The sequence below is a fragment of the Paracoccus methylarcula genome (genome assembly GCF_003007735.2).
Taxonomy (GTDB): Bacteria; Pseudomonadota; Alphaproteobacteria; order Rhodobacterales; family Rhodobacteraceae; genus Paracoccus; species Paracoccus methylarcula.
Genome location: NZ_PXNQ02000014.1, coordinates 21,260 through 34,201 on the forward strand (window position 1 = coordinate 21,260; position 12,942 = coordinate 34,201).

General features: G+C 64.7%; 14 protein-coding genes and 1 pseudogene. 8 read left to right on the plus strand and 7 right to left on the minus strand.

Annotated elements, in window-relative coordinates; genetic code table 11:
* Positions 1–10: 10 nt before the first annotated feature.
* A pseudogene (rnr, locus tag A7A09_RS18725) lies at positions 11–2,253 on the plus strand (ribonuclease R).
* Positions 2,254–2,307: 54 nt separating this feature from the next.
* Here rnr and A7A09_RS18730 read toward each other — a convergent pair.
* From A7A09_RS18730 to A7A09_RS22205, 3 genes are read right to left on the minus strand one after another with little or no spacing between them, the layout of a single operon-like run.
* On the minus strand, positions 2,308–2,823 hold the full coding sequence (locus tag A7A09_RS18730; protein WP_106692811.1) for a DinB family protein: 516 nt from the start codon (positions 2,821–2,823) through the stop codon (positions 2,308–2,310).
* A gap of 58 nt (positions 2,824–2,881) precedes the next feature.
* On the minus strand, positions 2,882–4,096 hold the full coding sequence (locus A7A09_RS18735) for a UbiH/UbiF family hydroxylase (RefSeq protein ID WP_106692812.1): 1,215 nt from the start codon (positions 4,094–4,096) through the stop codon (positions 2,882–2,884).
* Positions 4,097–4,131: 35 nt separating this feature from the next.
* Positions 4,132–4,413, minus strand: a complete 282-nt coding sequence (locus A7A09_RS22205; protein ID WP_366466346.1) for an HAD-IA family hydrolase — start codon at positions 4,411–4,413, stop codon at positions 4,132–4,134.
* A gap of 454 nt (positions 4,414–4,867) precedes the next feature.
* Here A7A09_RS22205 and A7A09_RS18745 point away from each other — a divergent pair, with 454 nt between their 5' ends.
* Genes A7A09_RS18745 through A7A09_RS18755 form a run of 3 tightly spaced genes read left to right on the plus strand, consistent with a single transcriptional unit; the run spans position 4,868 to position 6,802 of the window.
* Positions 4,868–5,497 (plus strand): GntR family transcriptional regulator, encoded by a 630-nt coding sequence (locus A7A09_RS18745; protein WP_106692876.1) that lies wholly within the window; start codon positions 4,868–4,870, stop codon positions 5,495–5,497.
* Complete coding sequence (locus A7A09_RS18750) at positions 5,490–6,149, plus strand: DNA-3-methyladenine glycosylase family protein (RefSeq protein ID WP_106692813.1); 660 nt, start codon at positions 5,490–5,492, stop codon at positions 6,147–6,149. The genes A7A09_RS18745 and A7A09_RS18750 overlap by 8 nt, the downstream gene beginning before the upstream one ends.
* 2 nt (positions 6,150–6,151) lie before the next feature.
* Positions 6,152–6,802, plus strand: coding sequence for an alpha/beta hydrolase (locus A7A09_RS18755; RefSeq protein WP_106692814.1), 651 nt, complete (start codon positions 6,152–6,154; stop codon positions 6,800–6,802).
* A 138-nt stretch (positions 6,803–6,940) separates the two neighbouring features.
* On the opposite strand, the gene A7A09_RS18760 is transcribed toward A7A09_RS18755, so the two are convergent.
* A complete protein-coding gene (locus A7A09_RS18760) occupies positions 6,941–7,375 on the minus strand; it encodes a VOC family protein (RefSeq protein WP_106692815.1) in 435 nt (144 codons plus the stop codon).
* 185 nt (positions 7,376–7,560) lie between these two features.
* Here A7A09_RS18760 and A7A09_RS18765 point away from each other — a divergent pair, with 185 nt between their 5' ends.
* Positions 7,561–8,160 carry an HNH endonuclease gene (locus tag A7A09_RS18765; RefSeq protein ID WP_106692816.1) on the plus strand — a complete coding sequence of 200 codons (600 nt, stop codon included), beginning with the start codon at positions 7,561–7,563 and terminating at the stop codon, positions 8,158–8,160.
* 8 nt (positions 8,161–8,168) lie between these two features.
* Here A7A09_RS18765 and A7A09_RS20905 read toward each other — a convergent pair whose 3' ends face one another.
* Positions 8,169–8,342 (minus strand): hypothetical protein, encoded by a 174-nt coding sequence (locus A7A09_RS20905; RefSeq protein WP_170167158.1) that lies wholly within the window; start codon positions 8,340–8,342, stop codon positions 8,169–8,171.
* A gap of 269 nt (positions 8,343–8,611) precedes the next feature.
* Between A7A09_RS20905 and arfB the strand changes: the two genes are divergently transcribed.
* From arfB to A7A09_RS18780, 3 genes are read left to right on the plus strand one after another with little or no spacing between them, the layout of a single operon-like run.
* A complete protein-coding gene (gene arfB / locus A7A09_RS18770) occupies positions 8,612–9,034 on the plus strand; it encodes an alternative ribosome rescue aminoacyl-tRNA hydrolase ArfB (protein WP_106692817.1) in 423 nt (140 codons plus the stop codon).
* Positions 9,035–9,036: 2 nt separating this feature from the next.
* A complete protein-coding gene (locus tag A7A09_RS18775) occupies positions 9,037–9,483 on the plus strand; it encodes an NUDIX hydrolase (protein WP_245999468.1) in 447 nt (148 codons plus the stop codon).
* Positions 9,484–9,512: 29 nt separating this feature from the next.
* On the plus strand, positions 9,513–10,961 hold the full coding sequence (locus A7A09_RS18780; protein WP_106692819.1) for an inorganic phosphate transporter: 1,449 nt from the start codon (positions 9,513–9,515) through the stop codon (positions 10,959–10,961).
* Between the two features lie 4 nt (positions 10,962–10,965).
* Here A7A09_RS18780 and pncB read toward each other — a convergent pair whose 3' ends face one another.
* Together pncB and pncA are read right to left on the minus strand one after the other, a co-directional pair.
* Positions 10,966–12,258, minus strand: coding sequence for a nicotinate phosphoribosyltransferase (gene pncB, locus A7A09_RS18785; RefSeq protein WP_106692820.1), 1,293 nt, complete (start codon positions 12,256–12,258; stop codon positions 10,966–10,968).
* A gap of 72 nt (positions 12,259–12,330) precedes the next feature.
* Positions 12,331–12,927: a bifunctional nicotinamidase/pyrazinamidase gene (pncA, locus tag A7A09_RS18790; RefSeq protein WP_106692877.1), complete on the minus strand. Its 597-nt coding sequence runs from the start codon at positions 12,925–12,927 to the stop codon at positions 12,331–12,333.
* Positions 12,928–12,942 lie beyond the last annotated feature (15 nt).

The following is a 12,942-nucleotide window of genomic DNA, read 5'->3' on the forward strand; positions in this document are numbered from 1 at the left end:
GGCTCATCCCATGACCCAGATTCCCAACAAGCAACAGATCATGGACTGGGTTGCCGAACATCCCGACGCCAGCTCCAAGCGCGACATCGCCAAGCTTTCGGCATCAAGGGCGCGGATAGGATCGAACTCAAGCGGGTGCTGAAGGAGCTTGAGGCCGAAGGCCAACTTGAACGCCGCCGCCGCCATTATCTCGACCCCGAGAAACTGCCCCCGGTCACGGTGCTGGAATTGCTGCCCCCGGACGGTTCCGGCGATCTTTTCGCCCGCCCGCTCGAATGGCGCGGCGAGGGGCCGATGCCGCGTATCCTGTTCACCCCGCGCGAATCCGATCCGGCATTGGGGCAGGGGGAACGCTTCCTCGCCCGGCTGGTCGAGGCGCATGGCGAGGATCATCAATACGAGGCGCGGCTCATGCGGCGTATCACCGCCGCGCCGAACCGGATCGTGGGCGTGTTCCGCAAGGAAACCGAGGGCGGGCGCATCGTGCCCATCGACAAGGGGCAGGACCGCGAATGGCGGGTCCGGCCGGACGCCACGCTCGGGGCGGAATCCGGTGAACTGGTGCAGGCCGAACAGGCGGGGCCGAAAAACCGGCTTGGTCTGCCTCTGGCGCGGATCGTGGAGCGGTTGGGCGATCCATCGGCCCCGCGTGCCGTCAGCCTGATCGCCATCCATCAGCATGGTATCCCCGACGAGTTTCCCGGCAAGGTCATCGCCGAGGCCGAGGCGCAGAAATCCGCGACCATGAAGGGGCGCGAGGATCTGTGCGACCTGCCGCTGGTCACGATCGACCCGGCGGATGCGCGCGACCATGACGACGCCGTGGCAGGCCTGATCGAGGAAGACGGCGGCGCCACCATCTGGGTCGCCATCGCCGATGTGGCGCATTACGTCCGCCCCGGCTCGGCACTGGACCGCGAGGCCTGGAACCGTGGCAACTCGACCTATTTCCCCGACCGCGTGGTGCCGATGCTGCCCGAGGCGCTCTCGGCCGATCTCTGTTCGCTGCACGAGGGCGAGGACCGCCCGGTGATCGCGGTGCGCATGCGGCTGGATGCGCAGGGCAACAAGGTCAGCCACACATTCCATCGCGGCATGATGAACAGCCGGGCCAGCCTGTCATATGGGCAAGCGCAGGCGGCAGCCGACGGCAAGCCCGACGAACAGACCGCCCCATTACTGGATTCGGTGATCAAGCCGCTCTGGCACGCTTATGGCCTGCTGAAATCGGCGCGTGACCGGCGTCAGCCGCTTGATCTGGACCTGCCCGAGCGCCGGATCGAACTGACCGAGGATGGCCGCGTCAAATCGGTGAATTTCCGCGAACGCCTGGACGCGCACCGGCTGATCGAGGAATTCATGGTGCTGGCCAATGTCGCCGCCGCCGAGGAATTGTCCCGCCGTCAGCGCCCGCTCCTGTTCCGGGTGCATGAGGAGCCCTCGCTCGACAAGATCGACGCGCTGCGCGAGGTGGCGCAGGCATCGGGCTTCACGCTGGCCAAGGGGCAGGTCTTGCAGACCAGCCATCTGAACCGGCTGCTGGCCCAATCCGAGGGCACCGATTTCGACGAGTTGATCAATATCACCACGCTGCGCTCGATGACGCAGGCCTATTACCACCCCGAGAATTTCGGCCATTTCGGGCTGGCGCTGAAAAGCTATGCGCATTTCACATCGCCCATCCGCCGCTATTCCGACCTGGTCGTGCATCGGGCGCTGATTACCGGGCATGGCTGGGGCAAGGATGGGCTGTCCGAGGGCGATATCGAGCGCATGCAGGAAACCGCCACCCATATCAGCGAGACCGAGCGCCGCTCGATGGCGGCCGAGCGCGACACGACCGACCGCTATCTTGCCGCCTATCTGGCCGACCGGGTAGGCACGGAAATGACCGGGCGCATCAGCGGCATCCAGCGTTTCGGTGCCTTCATCAAGCTGGACGAGACGGGGGCCGACGGCTTGCTGCCGATCCGCGATATCGGGCAGGAGTATTTCCATTTCGACCCCGACGCGCAGAAGCTGATCGGTGCCGATACCGGGATCGAGGTCGGCGTTGGCCAGCGTGTCACCGTGCGCCTGACCGAGGCGGTGCCTGTCACCGGCGGGCTTACGCTGGAACTGCTTGAACTCGAGGGGGAGGCGCTGCCGCACGTGCCGGGCAGGGGCAAGCGTGGCCGCAGCCCCCGCCGGGTCTCGACGAAATCCCGGCTGGCCGAGATCAAGCGTGCCCAAAAGCGCCGCCGCAAGAAATAGGGCGCTTCAGGACGGGGGCTGAGGCACTGCTTTGCTTTCCTCGAAGCGGCGCAGCTACAGGCTCAGATAATGTTCGGGCATGAAGGGAACATCGGTATCGCCGGGCTTGATCCCTGCCGCTGTCAGCATCGCGTGGATCTGGCCGCGATGATGGGTCTGGTGATTGAACATATGGAGCACCACCGTCGTCTTCGCTTTGCTCAGCTCGCACCCGATCGCGACCGAGAACCAGCTTAGCTCTCCCTCGAACCATTCGGGCGAAACCTCGTGCGCCCATTGCAGGATCCATTCGTCCAGAACCTGCCGCTTCTTGCGAAACGCGGTCCAGTCATCGGCAAGCAAGACCGATTCCGCGAGGCCTCCGGGGGGGCAGGGTGTCCCGGCGAAACGGCTCATCCATATCATGTCGCCCCACATGATATGGGAAAAGGTCTTCTGGATCGAACCGAAGAACGCGCCGCGATCCCGTGCGCGCTCTTCAGCAGAAAGATTATCCGCCGCATTCAGCAGGGTCTCGTTCTGCCAGAGATTGTATCTGGCCATGGTCAATGCATATTCCGGATTCGGCATCTGTCACCTTTGATCAATAGTCGGGATCGGAAATCAGGTCGAGGACCAGGGCAAGCCCCTATGTGTTCGTTTTGCCAGAACCCAGCCCAAGCCCCGCGCGCATCACCATCCGGCGGATCGGGCCGATGCCATAGAACCCGCCAAGCGCGGCAGCCCGCAGGTCGCGCAGCGGGCGGAGCTTGGCCTGGCTGGCCCGGTTCAGCGCGTCGATGCCCAGCAACCGGGCATGGGCATCCGGGCGGCGGCTGCGGTTATAGCGGTCGAGGCTTTCCGCGTTGCCGGGATCGTTCCGTGACAATTCGATCAGTGCGGCAAGATCGGCAAGACTCATGTTCAGGCCTTGCGCGCCGATGGGCGGGACGACATGAGCGGCCTCGGCGATCAGTGCGGTGCGGGGGCCGCTGAAGCGGTCGGCAATCTGGCTGATGATCGGCCATTGTGTCAGTGCGGTGGCCTGGGTCAGGCGGCCAAGAATCCCGGCCGAACGCGCGTTCAGCTCTGCGGCAAAATCCTCTCGCGACAGGGCGCTCAGCCGGGCGATCTCGCGGCCGTTCTCCATCCACACGACAGCCGAAGACGGCAAGCCGTCGCGGTCGGGCAGGGGAACCAGCGTGAAGGGACCGCCCGAGCGGTGGATCTCGGTCGAGATGTTCCCATGCGGGCGCTCATGGGTGACGGCGAAGGCCAGCGCCTTCTGGCCATAACGGAATGTCCGCACTCCGATCCCCAATGCCTGCCGGGTGGGCGAGTTGCGCCCGTCGGCGGCAACGACCAGCCGGGCGCGCAGGCGGCGGCCATCCGACAGGGTTACCGTGGCGCCTTCATCGCGGGGAATCAGGTCGGCGGTGCCGATGCCGGGCTGGAAGCGCACGGTTTGCAGATGTTCGAGCCGGGCGGATATCTCGCGACGCAAGAGCCAGTTCGGAAGGTTCCAGCCAAAGGGCGTATCGCCGATCTCGGCGGCATCGAAATCGCGGGTCAAACGGGCCTCGGGCTGTGCGCCGCCCGCATCGACAATGCGCATGATCTGCAAGGGCGTCGCAAAGGGCAAAAGGCGGTCCCACAACCCGATCCGTTCCAGCAGATCGACCGACGGGGCAAGAAAGGCGGTGCTGCGCAGATCGGCGCCGTGGGCGGCCTCCTCGGTCACCGGGGGGGCGGGATCGACGCAGAGGGTCGAGAACCCCTCGGAGCCGAAAGCCGCCGCTGCGATCAGCCCGGCGACTCCGCCGCCCGAGACCAGGATGTCGATATCTTCGATCTTGGCGGTCATGCTGGCCCTCTCGGCGCGTTTCGGTTCCGTCCTGTTCAGCGGGCGGTCATGATCCCTTGCAGGAATCCGGTCAGGTCCCCGGTGCGGTGCTGGACATGATTGCCGATTGTCCCGGGACCGGCAAGCGCGTTCGGCCCGTCGCGCCCCGGACCGACCAGCACGGTGCGCATCCCCAATTGATGCGGCACGGCAAGATTGCGGGGATCATCCTCGAAGAATGCCGCGCGGGCTGGATCGATGCCGGCCTGTTCGATGACCGCGTCATAGGCCTCGGGCCCCGGCTTGGGATGAAAGCCGGTCTCCTCGACGCCATAGATTGCCTCGAACTGATCGAGGCGCGTGCGGTCAGCACCTTGCGGGCATAGCGGGAATCGGCATTGGTATGGATCAGCTTGCGCCCCGGCAGGGCATCGATCGCGCGGGCCAGATCCGGGGCGGGGGTCAGTTCCGAGAAATCGATGTCATGGACCTCCGCCAGATAGGCGGAAGGATCGATCGCATGCTCGGCCATCAGCCCGGCCAGCGTGGTGCCATAGCGGTGCCAGTAATCGCGGCGCAGCCGGTCGGCATGATCCGGTTCGACCGAAAGCCTGCGCATGACATAGGCGTTCATGCGGGTCTCGATCTGCGGAAACAGCGCCGTCTCGGGCGGGTAGAGCGTATTGTCCAGATCGAAGATCCAGATATCGATATTCATGAAATCCATACTTGTCGCATATCCCGGCGACTGCGCGCTTGCAATTGCCGCGCGCCCGGCCAATCGTGTCGGTCATGAGAGATGATGCCTATTCCCTGATCCTCGCCGCCATCGAATCCGGCACCTATCGCCCCGGCGACCGGCTGGTCGAATCCGAACTGGCCGAGCGTTTCGGCGTGTCGCGGACCCCGGTGCGCGAGGCCTTGCAACGGCTTGAGACGCAGCAGATGCTGGTGCGCGACGGCCGCAGCCTGATCGTCGCTTCGCTCGATCACAATCAACTGGCCGAGCTTTACGTCGTGCGCGCCGAGTTGGAGGCGTTGGCGGCGCGGCTGGCCGCCCGACATGCCACGCCCGAAGAGGTACGGGTGCTGGCGCAGATGGTGGCCGAGGACCAGAAGGCGGTGGGCGATCCCGAGGCATTGGCGCGGGCGAACAAGCGCTTTCATCGGCAGATTCACCTGGCTTCGCATAACCGCTACCTGGTGCAGCAGCTTGACCTCGTGCATCGCAGCATGGCGCTGATGGCCCGCACCTCGCTGGCCGCCGAAGGCCGCAGCGAGACGGCGCTGGCCGAGCACAAGCGGATCGTCGATGCGATCGCGGCGGGCGATGGCGATGCGGCGGACCGGGCGTTGCGCCAGCATATCTCGATGGCCTGGGAGACGCGGCTGAAGCTCGAAGCACAGGCGGATCATGACTGAACGCCGGCCCGAGCCGTCGCGGGGGCCGGGACGGCTGATCGAAACCGAGGCCGATCTGGCCGAGGGCGCCGTGTATCTGGCCCGGATCTGCCCGGTCTGGGCGCGGGTGCTGCCGGAACTCGGCCCCTTGCCCTTGCGCCGCCGTCCTGACGGGTTCGAGGCGATCGCGAGCGCGGTCGTCTCGCAGCAGATATCGATCGCCGCAGCGGCGTCGATATGGGAGCGGATGGTGACGGCGGGCCTGACCTCGCCCGAAGGGATCGTGGCGGCAAGTGACGAGGATATGCGCGGGGCCGGGCTGTCACGGCCCAAGATCCGCTATCTGCGCGGGATTGCCGGGACGGGGCTGGACTGGTCCGGCCTGCGCGGCATGCCCGATGACGAGGCAATCGCCGCGCTGGTCGCACTGCCGGGGATCGGTCTCTGGACCGCCGAGATCTACCTGAAATTCGCGTTGGGGCGGGCGGATGTCCTTGCCGCTGGCGATCTGGCGCTGCAGGAGGCCGCGCGGATGTTGTATGGGCTGGAGGAACGCCCCGGCCCGGCAGCGCTGCGGAAAATGGCCGAGCCGTGGCGGCCATGGCGCTCGGTTGCGGCGCGGGGGCTGTGGGCCTATTACCGGCAGCTCAAGGGACGTGAAGGGATCAGGTGAACATGGAATTGAAATCCGCCCGAAAGGGACCCGAAAAGGCCGATGCGGTTGTCGTGTTCCTGCATGGCTATGGCGCCGATGGTGCCGATCTTCTGGGGCTGGCCGATCCCCTTGCGCCGCATCTGCCGGGCACGGTGTTCTACGCCCCGGACGCGCCCGAGCGCAGCGTCAACAATCCGATGGGTTACCAGTGGTTTCCGATCCCGTGGCTGGACGGCTCGACCGAAGAGCAGGCCAAGGAGGCGATGGCACGCTCGATCAAGGCGCTGAACGCCTATCTGGACAAGGTGCTTGCCGATGAGGGGCTGACGTCCGACCGGATGGTGGTCGTCGGCTTTTCGCAAGGCACGATGATGGCGCTGCATGTCCTGCCGCGCCGGGACCATGAGGTTGCCGGGATCGTCGGTTTCTCGGGCAGGCTTCTGCTGCCCGAGCGGCTGGAGGCCGAGGTGAAGGTGAAACCGCCGGTGCTGCTGATCCATGGCGATGCCGACCCGATGGTTCCCTTCGAGGATATGGGACTGGCCGGCGAGGCGTTGGAAGGCGCGGGTTTCACCGTCTATGGCCATGTGATGAAGGGAACCGGGCACGGCATCGCGCCCGACGGGCTGTCGGTGGCCCTGGGTTTCCTGAAGGACCGTTTGGGCAAGTAGCCGGGCAACCCGATCGAGCCCGGCCAAGGCCGGGCACGCGACAAGCCGGCCCGATCGGCCGGCGAAAGGGGCTGTCTGCCCCCGCCCAGCCTGTTCAGGCCGGGCTCCCCCGAAGATATTTTCATCAAGGAGAAATGATCAGGCCCAGAGTGCCGGATCGGCGAGTTCGATGGAATTTCCGGCCGGGTCGCGGAAATAGATCGAGCGGGCGCCGTTCGGCCAATGGAAGTCGGCCTCGATCCCGATATCATGCGCGGCGAGATGGTCGCGCCAGCCATCGAGCCGGTCCGGGGCCACCGCGAGGCAGACATGCCCGGGCCCGCGAGCGCCATGCGGCGGCACCGGGAGTCTCGCGTCGGGCGCAGGCGGTTTTTCGGTCGCTTCCGCGCGGAAGATCAGCAATACCTGTGGGCGTGGTGTATCGGTCACGCGGAAGAAGACATGGCGGCCGGGCACGGCCACGATTTGCGTGAGGCCCATGACATCCGTCCAGAAGCTGGCCGCGATATCCAGGTCATCCGCGTAAAGGGCGGTTTCCAATGTGCCGAGAACCGGCGGGGCTGATGTCGTCATGACCAACAGACTGCCATCCGGGCGGACCCTGGGCAAGTTGTCATGCTTTGTTCATTCTGATGCGCTATTTGATCCTTGCATCGGATACATCCGGGGGCTTGTCAGATGCGGGCCACGATATATAGTTGGTTCATGGAGTGATGAGCGCCTCGGTCAGGTCGAGACGGGGCAGGCGGGAAAGCGGAATGCTGGATAAATCTCATCAGGCGGAGTTTCGAACCCAGTTCGTGCGGGAACCGGGCAATCTGCGTCATCACCCGGCGCTGGTGCTGAACGCGGATTATCGGCCTCTCAGCTATTACCCGCTTTCGCTCTGGCCCTGGCAGGAGGCCATCAAGGCGGTGTTCCTGGACCGGGTCAGCATCATCGCCGAATATGACGAGGTCGTACGAAGTCAGCGGCAGGCCTTCCGGATACCCTCTGTCGTCGTCCTGAAAGAATATGTGAAACCCCAGAAGCGCGTGGCATTCACGCGCTTCAATCTTTTTCTGAGGGATGAATTCTGTTGCCAGTATTGCGGGGCGAAGGGCGAATTGACCTTCGACCATGTCGTACCGCGCTCGCGGGGCGGAATCACCAGTTGGGAAAATGTCGTCGCGGCCTGCTCGCCCTGCAACCTGCACAAGGCCAATCGCAGCCTGCGCCATTGCGGCATGAGCCTGCGCCGCAGACCGCACCAGCCCTCGCCCGAGGAAATGCACGCGATCGGGCGGCGCTTCCCGCCGAACCATCTGCATGAGAGCTGGATCGATTTTCTCTATTGGGATGCCGAGTTGGAGAGCTGATCCCCGGATCAACGGTCGTGATCGTGCCAGTTCCGCGTCGAGAAATGAAGCAGGGCCGCCCCGGTCAAGCCCACGAGAAGCAGGGCGAATAGCGGCACGCCAGCGGCGAGGCTGGCCCATAACGTGATGGCGGCGGCAAGGATCACCGCAGCGATCAGCAGCAGGAAATGCGGCAGGGGCATTGGGTATCTTCTCCTTGCCTACAATATGGGCCCTGTGGCGGCGGAAGAAAAGGATTCGTCGCAGGCCGGAAGGCAAATTCCCGGCACGGGCTTTGCATCGGTGGAAAATTTCCGATCGGGCAGGCCGGCGGCGGGAAAGCTGCGAGAGCAGGAGACCGGCAGGGCCAATCCGGCCGGTCTGGGATAGCGTCTGGATGAGCTGCCGTTTTTTTCAACCATGTCATGTTTGTTGTTTTGAATGATGGGATAAACCGCCATATCTAGAGGCCATGATCTACGTGTCCGAAAATATCGCGATTGAAGAGTGGGAATTGTCCGAGCATTTCACACGGGCCCAGGGACCGGGCGGCCAGAACGTGAACAAGGTCGAAACCGCGGTGGAGCTGCGTTTCGAGGCCGCGCGGTCACCCAATCTGTCCGATCCGGTCAAGCGGCGGCTGCAGCGGCTTGCGGGGCGGCGCTGGACGTCGGATGGCGCCGTGGTGATCCTGTCGCAGGAAACCCGCAGCCAGTCCCGCAACCGCGAGATTGCCCGCGACCGGCTGGCCGATCTGGTCCGGCGGGCATTGCTGGCGCCCAAGCGGCGGATCGCGACCCGTCCCACGCTTGGCAGCAAGAAACGGCGCCTGAAGGCCAAGGCGGTGCGGGGGCAGGTCAAGGCGCTGCGTGGCCGGGTGGAGTCCGACGAATGAACATGCTGCGCAGATCCATCCGGATGCTTCTGGGAAAGCGGCCCCTGTCCCTGCAGGTGGGGGCATTGTGCCTTGATCCCGGGACGGGGCGGGTGCTGCTGGTCACCAGCCGGGGGACCGGGCGGTGGGTGATTCCCAAGGGCTGGCCGATGGAGGGGCACAGCCTGCCCGGGGCCGCTGCGCGCGAAGCGTGGGAAGAGGCCGGGGTGGAAGGCCGCATCACCCACGAGGAGATTGGCCGCTATAGCTATGACAAGGAACAGGATAGCGGCTTTTCGGTGCCCGTCGAAGTCGCGGTCTTTCCGTTGCATGTCGAAAAATGCAGAAAAAGCTTTCCCGAAGCCGCGGAACGTGAACGTCGCTGGTTCACTCCTGAAGAGGCGATACCTATGGTTGCCGAACCGGGTCTGAAGACTATCTTGCGGGGATTGTCCCAGACACGGGGCTAAGGCACGGGCACCGGCGGAGGGGCATCGGTATGAGGCTTGGCAAACGCGGCTTTCATGTCCTTGACAAGGATCTGGGTCGGATCACCCATGTCGAGACGGCGCAGATCCATGCGTTTCGGCCGGTGCTGCGATTGGGGCTTGCGATCCTGCTATGCGTTGCCGTGCTGATCCTGTCGATGGGGATGATGGGGCGCGATCCGGGCTTTGTCGGCGTGGGGGCGGGTTTGATCGTCGCCTGCTGGCTGGGGCTTGCGATCGGATCGAACGATGTGGCCAATTCCCTGGGGCCGGCCGTGGGCGCGGGGGCCATCGGCCTGCTGCCGGGATTGGCGCTGGTGGCATTGGCCGAGATCGCCGGAGCCAGCCTGGCCGGCGGCGCCGTCACTCATCGCCTTGCCGGGGGGATCTTCGATGCGGGGTTCATTGCATCGGCGGGTCAGGAACAGATGCTGATGCTGGCGGCCCTGATCGGTGCCGCAAGCTGGATCACGCTTGCAAGCGGGGCCGGGCTGCCGGTCAGCACCTCGCATTCCATCGTCGGCGCCATCGCGGGGGCCAGCATGGCGGCGCTCGGAGCCGGGGCCGTGCATTGGAACAGCTTGCTGACCATCGCATCGGCCTGGATCATCTCGCCGTTGTTTGCCGGGGCACTGGCGGCGGTGATCCTTGCCTTCGTCACCGTCTATGTGCGCGAGGCGCCCGATCGTGCGGCAGCGGCGCAACGCTGGCTCCCCGTGCTGATCGGCGCGATGGCGGGGTTGTTCCTGGCTTACCTGGCATTGCTGGTCGCGCGCCGCCTGGATATCTGGCCGCTGCCACCTGTTCTGCTGGCCTTGCTGACGGGTTTTCCGGTGGGGTGGATGATACGCCGGCGTCTTGAGGCCGAGTTTTCCGGGGGGCGGGAAAGGCCGCGCATGAAGCACCTGTTCCGCCCGCCCTTGCTGGCTTCGGTGGTGATCATGGCCTTTGCACATGGAGCCAATGATGTCGGCAATGTCGCCGGCCCGCTGTCGGTATTTCTTCCCCTGGCCGGTACGGGGACGGGGACCGGTTTGCAGGTTCCGCTGCTGGTGCTGCTGATGGCAGGACTGGCGATCGCCCTGGGGACATTGCTGTTCGGGCGGCGATTGGTGGCCATGGTCGGAACCGGGATCACGAGGCTGAACCCGGTGCGCGCCTTCTGCGTTTCGTTGGCGACGGCGGCAACGGTGCTGGGCGCGTCCGGAGCAGGGCTGCCGGTATCGACCACCCATGTCGCAGTAGGGGGAATTTTCGGAGTGGGTTTCATACGCGAGTGGCTTGATCGCCGTCGCAATCGCAACCGCGAGGCACTGCCCGCCGAAGAAACCCGCCGCCGCCTGCTGATCCGCCGCAGCCATGTTGCCACGATCACCGCCGCTTGGGTGGTGACGGTGCCGATGACGGCGGTTCTCGGGGCGGTCGGCTACCTGCTGATCAGGCTGGCGACCGGGATATGAAGTCTCAGACGATCACCTTCTCGGCGACCTGCTGGCCCACATCGAACACGCGCTTGTAACGCTTGATCTCATCGGCGGGACCCATCGCCTTGGCCGGGTTGTCAGACAGCTTGACCGTGGGGTTTCCATTCGCGGCGACCGCCTTGCAGACCAGGCTGAACGGGGCCAGCCCATCGCCCGGGACCAGCCCGCGAAAATCATTGGTCAACAGGGTGCCCCAACCGAAGCTGACCTTGACCCTGCCATGAAACTGCCGGTGCAGTTCGATGATCCTGGCGACATCCAGCCCGTCCGAAAAGATCACCAGCTTCTCGCGGGGATCCTCGCCCCTTTCGCGCCACCAGCTTATCGCGGCCTCGGCCCCCGTCGCCGGATCTCCGCTGTCGATACGGATCCCGGTCCAGCCCGCCAGCCAGTCCGGCGCATGTTCCAGAAATCCCGCGCTGCCATAGGTGTCGGGCAGGATGATGCGCAGATTGCCCTCATGCTCCTCGTGCCAATCGGCCAGGACGTCATAGGGCGCCCGGCGCAGGGCCTGATCGTCCTTGGCCAGCGCGGCATAAACCATGGGCAATTCATGTGCATTGGTGCCGATGGCCTCGATATCGCGATGCATGGCGATCAGGCAGTTCGAGGTGCCGGTAAAGCGTTCGCCCAGCCCTTCGATCATTGCCTGCACGCACCAATCCTGCCACAGGAAACTGTGCCGCCGCCGGGTGCCAAAATCGGCGATCAGCAGGTCGGGCAGTTCCCGAAGCGCCTCGATCTTCTCCCATACGCGGGTCATGGCGCGGGCATAGAGGACCTGCAGTTCGAACCTGCCCATATCCTTGAGCACGGCCCGCGAACGCAATTCCATCAGGATGGCCAGCGCGGGGATTTCCCACAGCATCACCTCGGGCCAGCTTCCCTCGAAGGTCAGCTCATATTGCCCGTCGCGTTTCTCCAGCTGATAGGGTGGCAGTCGCAGCCCTTCCAGGAAACTCATGAAATCGGAGCGGAACATCTGGCGCTTGCCGTAGAAGGTGTTGCCGCGCAGCCAGGTGCTTTCGCCCCGCGACAGGGACAATCCCCGCACATGGTCGAGTTGTTCGCGCAATTCGCCCTCGTCGATGATCTCGGCCAGGCGAATGGATTTGCTGCGGTTGATCAGGCTGAAAGTGACGGTGGTGTCGGGACGATTGCGGAATACCGACTGGCACATCAGCAGCTTGTAGAAATCGTCATCGATCAGCGACCGCACGATCGGGTCGATCTTCCATTTGTGATTATAGACGCGCGTGGCGATATCGGCCATGACCGGGCTCCTGAACAACGATCCTCTTGGTGCCTGTTGGCGGCGGGGCATGCAAGGGTATGCGATGGGCCGTCAACGCAGTGTGACCCCCGCGCCGCGCATCTCGGCCCGCGCCTTTTCAAGGCTGCCATCCAGATCGATGGCGCGCGTGGCCGCTTCGATGACGGTCACCTCAAAGCCCAGCTTCGCGGCGTCGATGGCGCTCCAGGCGACGCAGAAATCATGGGCAAGCCCGACAAGGCTCAGATCGGTCAGGCCGCGTTCGCGCAGATATCCCGCCAGCCCGGTCGGTGTCTCGTGATCATTCTCGAAGAAGGCGGAATAGCTGTCGATCCCTGGCCGAAAGCCCTTGCGCAGCACCAGGTCGGCCCGATCGGTATTCAACCCGGGATGAAATGCCGCCCCCTCGCTACCGATGACGCAATGGCGCGGCCACAGGACCTGCGGGCCATAGGGCATCTCGGTCAGGCTGAACGGGGGGGCGCCCGGATGGTTATCGGCAAAGCTGGCGTGATCGGCGGGGTGCCAGTCCTGGGTCAGCACGACTGCGTCGAATTCACCCATCAGCGCGTTGATAGGTCCGACGATTTGGTCGCCTTCTGCCACGGCCAGCGCGCCGTCGGGGCAGAAATCATTCTGCATGTCGATGACGATCAGGGCCCTGGGCATGATCACCTCCTTTTG

What these genes read in the sequence shown, in the direction of transcription:
- A7A09_RS18730 (WP_106692811.1), bottom strand. Translation starts at nt 2,823, where the DNA reads ATGCCGAATCCGGAATATGCATTGACCATGGCCAGATACAATCTCTGG.
- A7A09_RS18735 (WP_106692812.1), bottom strand. Translation starts at nt 4,096, where the DNA reads ATGACCGCCAAGATCGAAGATATCGACATCCTGGTCTCGGGCGGCGGA.
- A7A09_RS18745 (WP_106692876.1), top strand. Translation starts at nt 4,868, where the DNA reads ATGAGAGATGATGCCTATTCCCTGATCCTCGCCGCCATCGAATCCGGC.
- A7A09_RS18750 (WP_106692813.1), top strand. Translation starts at nt 5,490, where the DNA reads ATGACTGAACGCCGGCCCGAGCCGTCGCGGGGGCCGGGACGGCTGATC.
- A7A09_RS18755 (WP_106692814.1), top strand. Translation starts at nt 6,152, where the DNA reads ATGGAATTGAAATCCGCCCGAAAGGGACCCGAAAAGGCCGATGCGGTT.
- A7A09_RS18760 (WP_106692815.1), bottom strand. Translation starts at nt 7,375, where the DNA reads ATGACGACATCAGCCCCGCCGGTTCTCGGCACATTGGAAACCGCCCTT.
- A7A09_RS18765 (WP_106692816.1), top strand. Translation starts at nt 7,561, where the DNA reads ATGCTGGATAAATCTCATCAGGCGGAGTTTCGAACCCAGTTCGTGCGG.
- A7A09_RS20905 (WP_170167158.1), bottom strand. Translation starts at nt 8,342, where the DNA reads ATGCCCCTGCCGCATTTCCTGCTGCTGATCGCTGCGGTGATCCTTGCC.
- arfB (WP_106692817.1), top strand. Translation starts at nt 8,612, where the DNA reads ATGATCTACGTGTCCGAAAATATCGCGATTGAAGAGTGGGAATTGTCC.
- A7A09_RS18775 (WP_245999468.1), top strand. Translation starts at nt 9,037, where the DNA reads ATGCTGCGCAGATCCATCCGGATGCTTCTGGGAAAGCGGCCCCTGTCC.
- A7A09_RS18780 (WP_106692819.1), top strand. Translation starts at nt 9,513, where the DNA reads ATGAGGCTTGGCAAACGCGGCTTTCATGTCCTTGACAAGGATCTGGGT.
- pncB (WP_106692820.1), bottom strand. Translation starts at nt 12,258, where the DNA reads ATGGCCGATATCGCCACGCGCGTCTATAATCACAAATGGAAGATCGAC.
- pncA (WP_106692877.1), bottom strand. Translation starts at nt 12,927, where the DNA reads ATGCCCAGGGCCCTGATCGTCATCGACATGCAGAATGATTTCTGCCCC.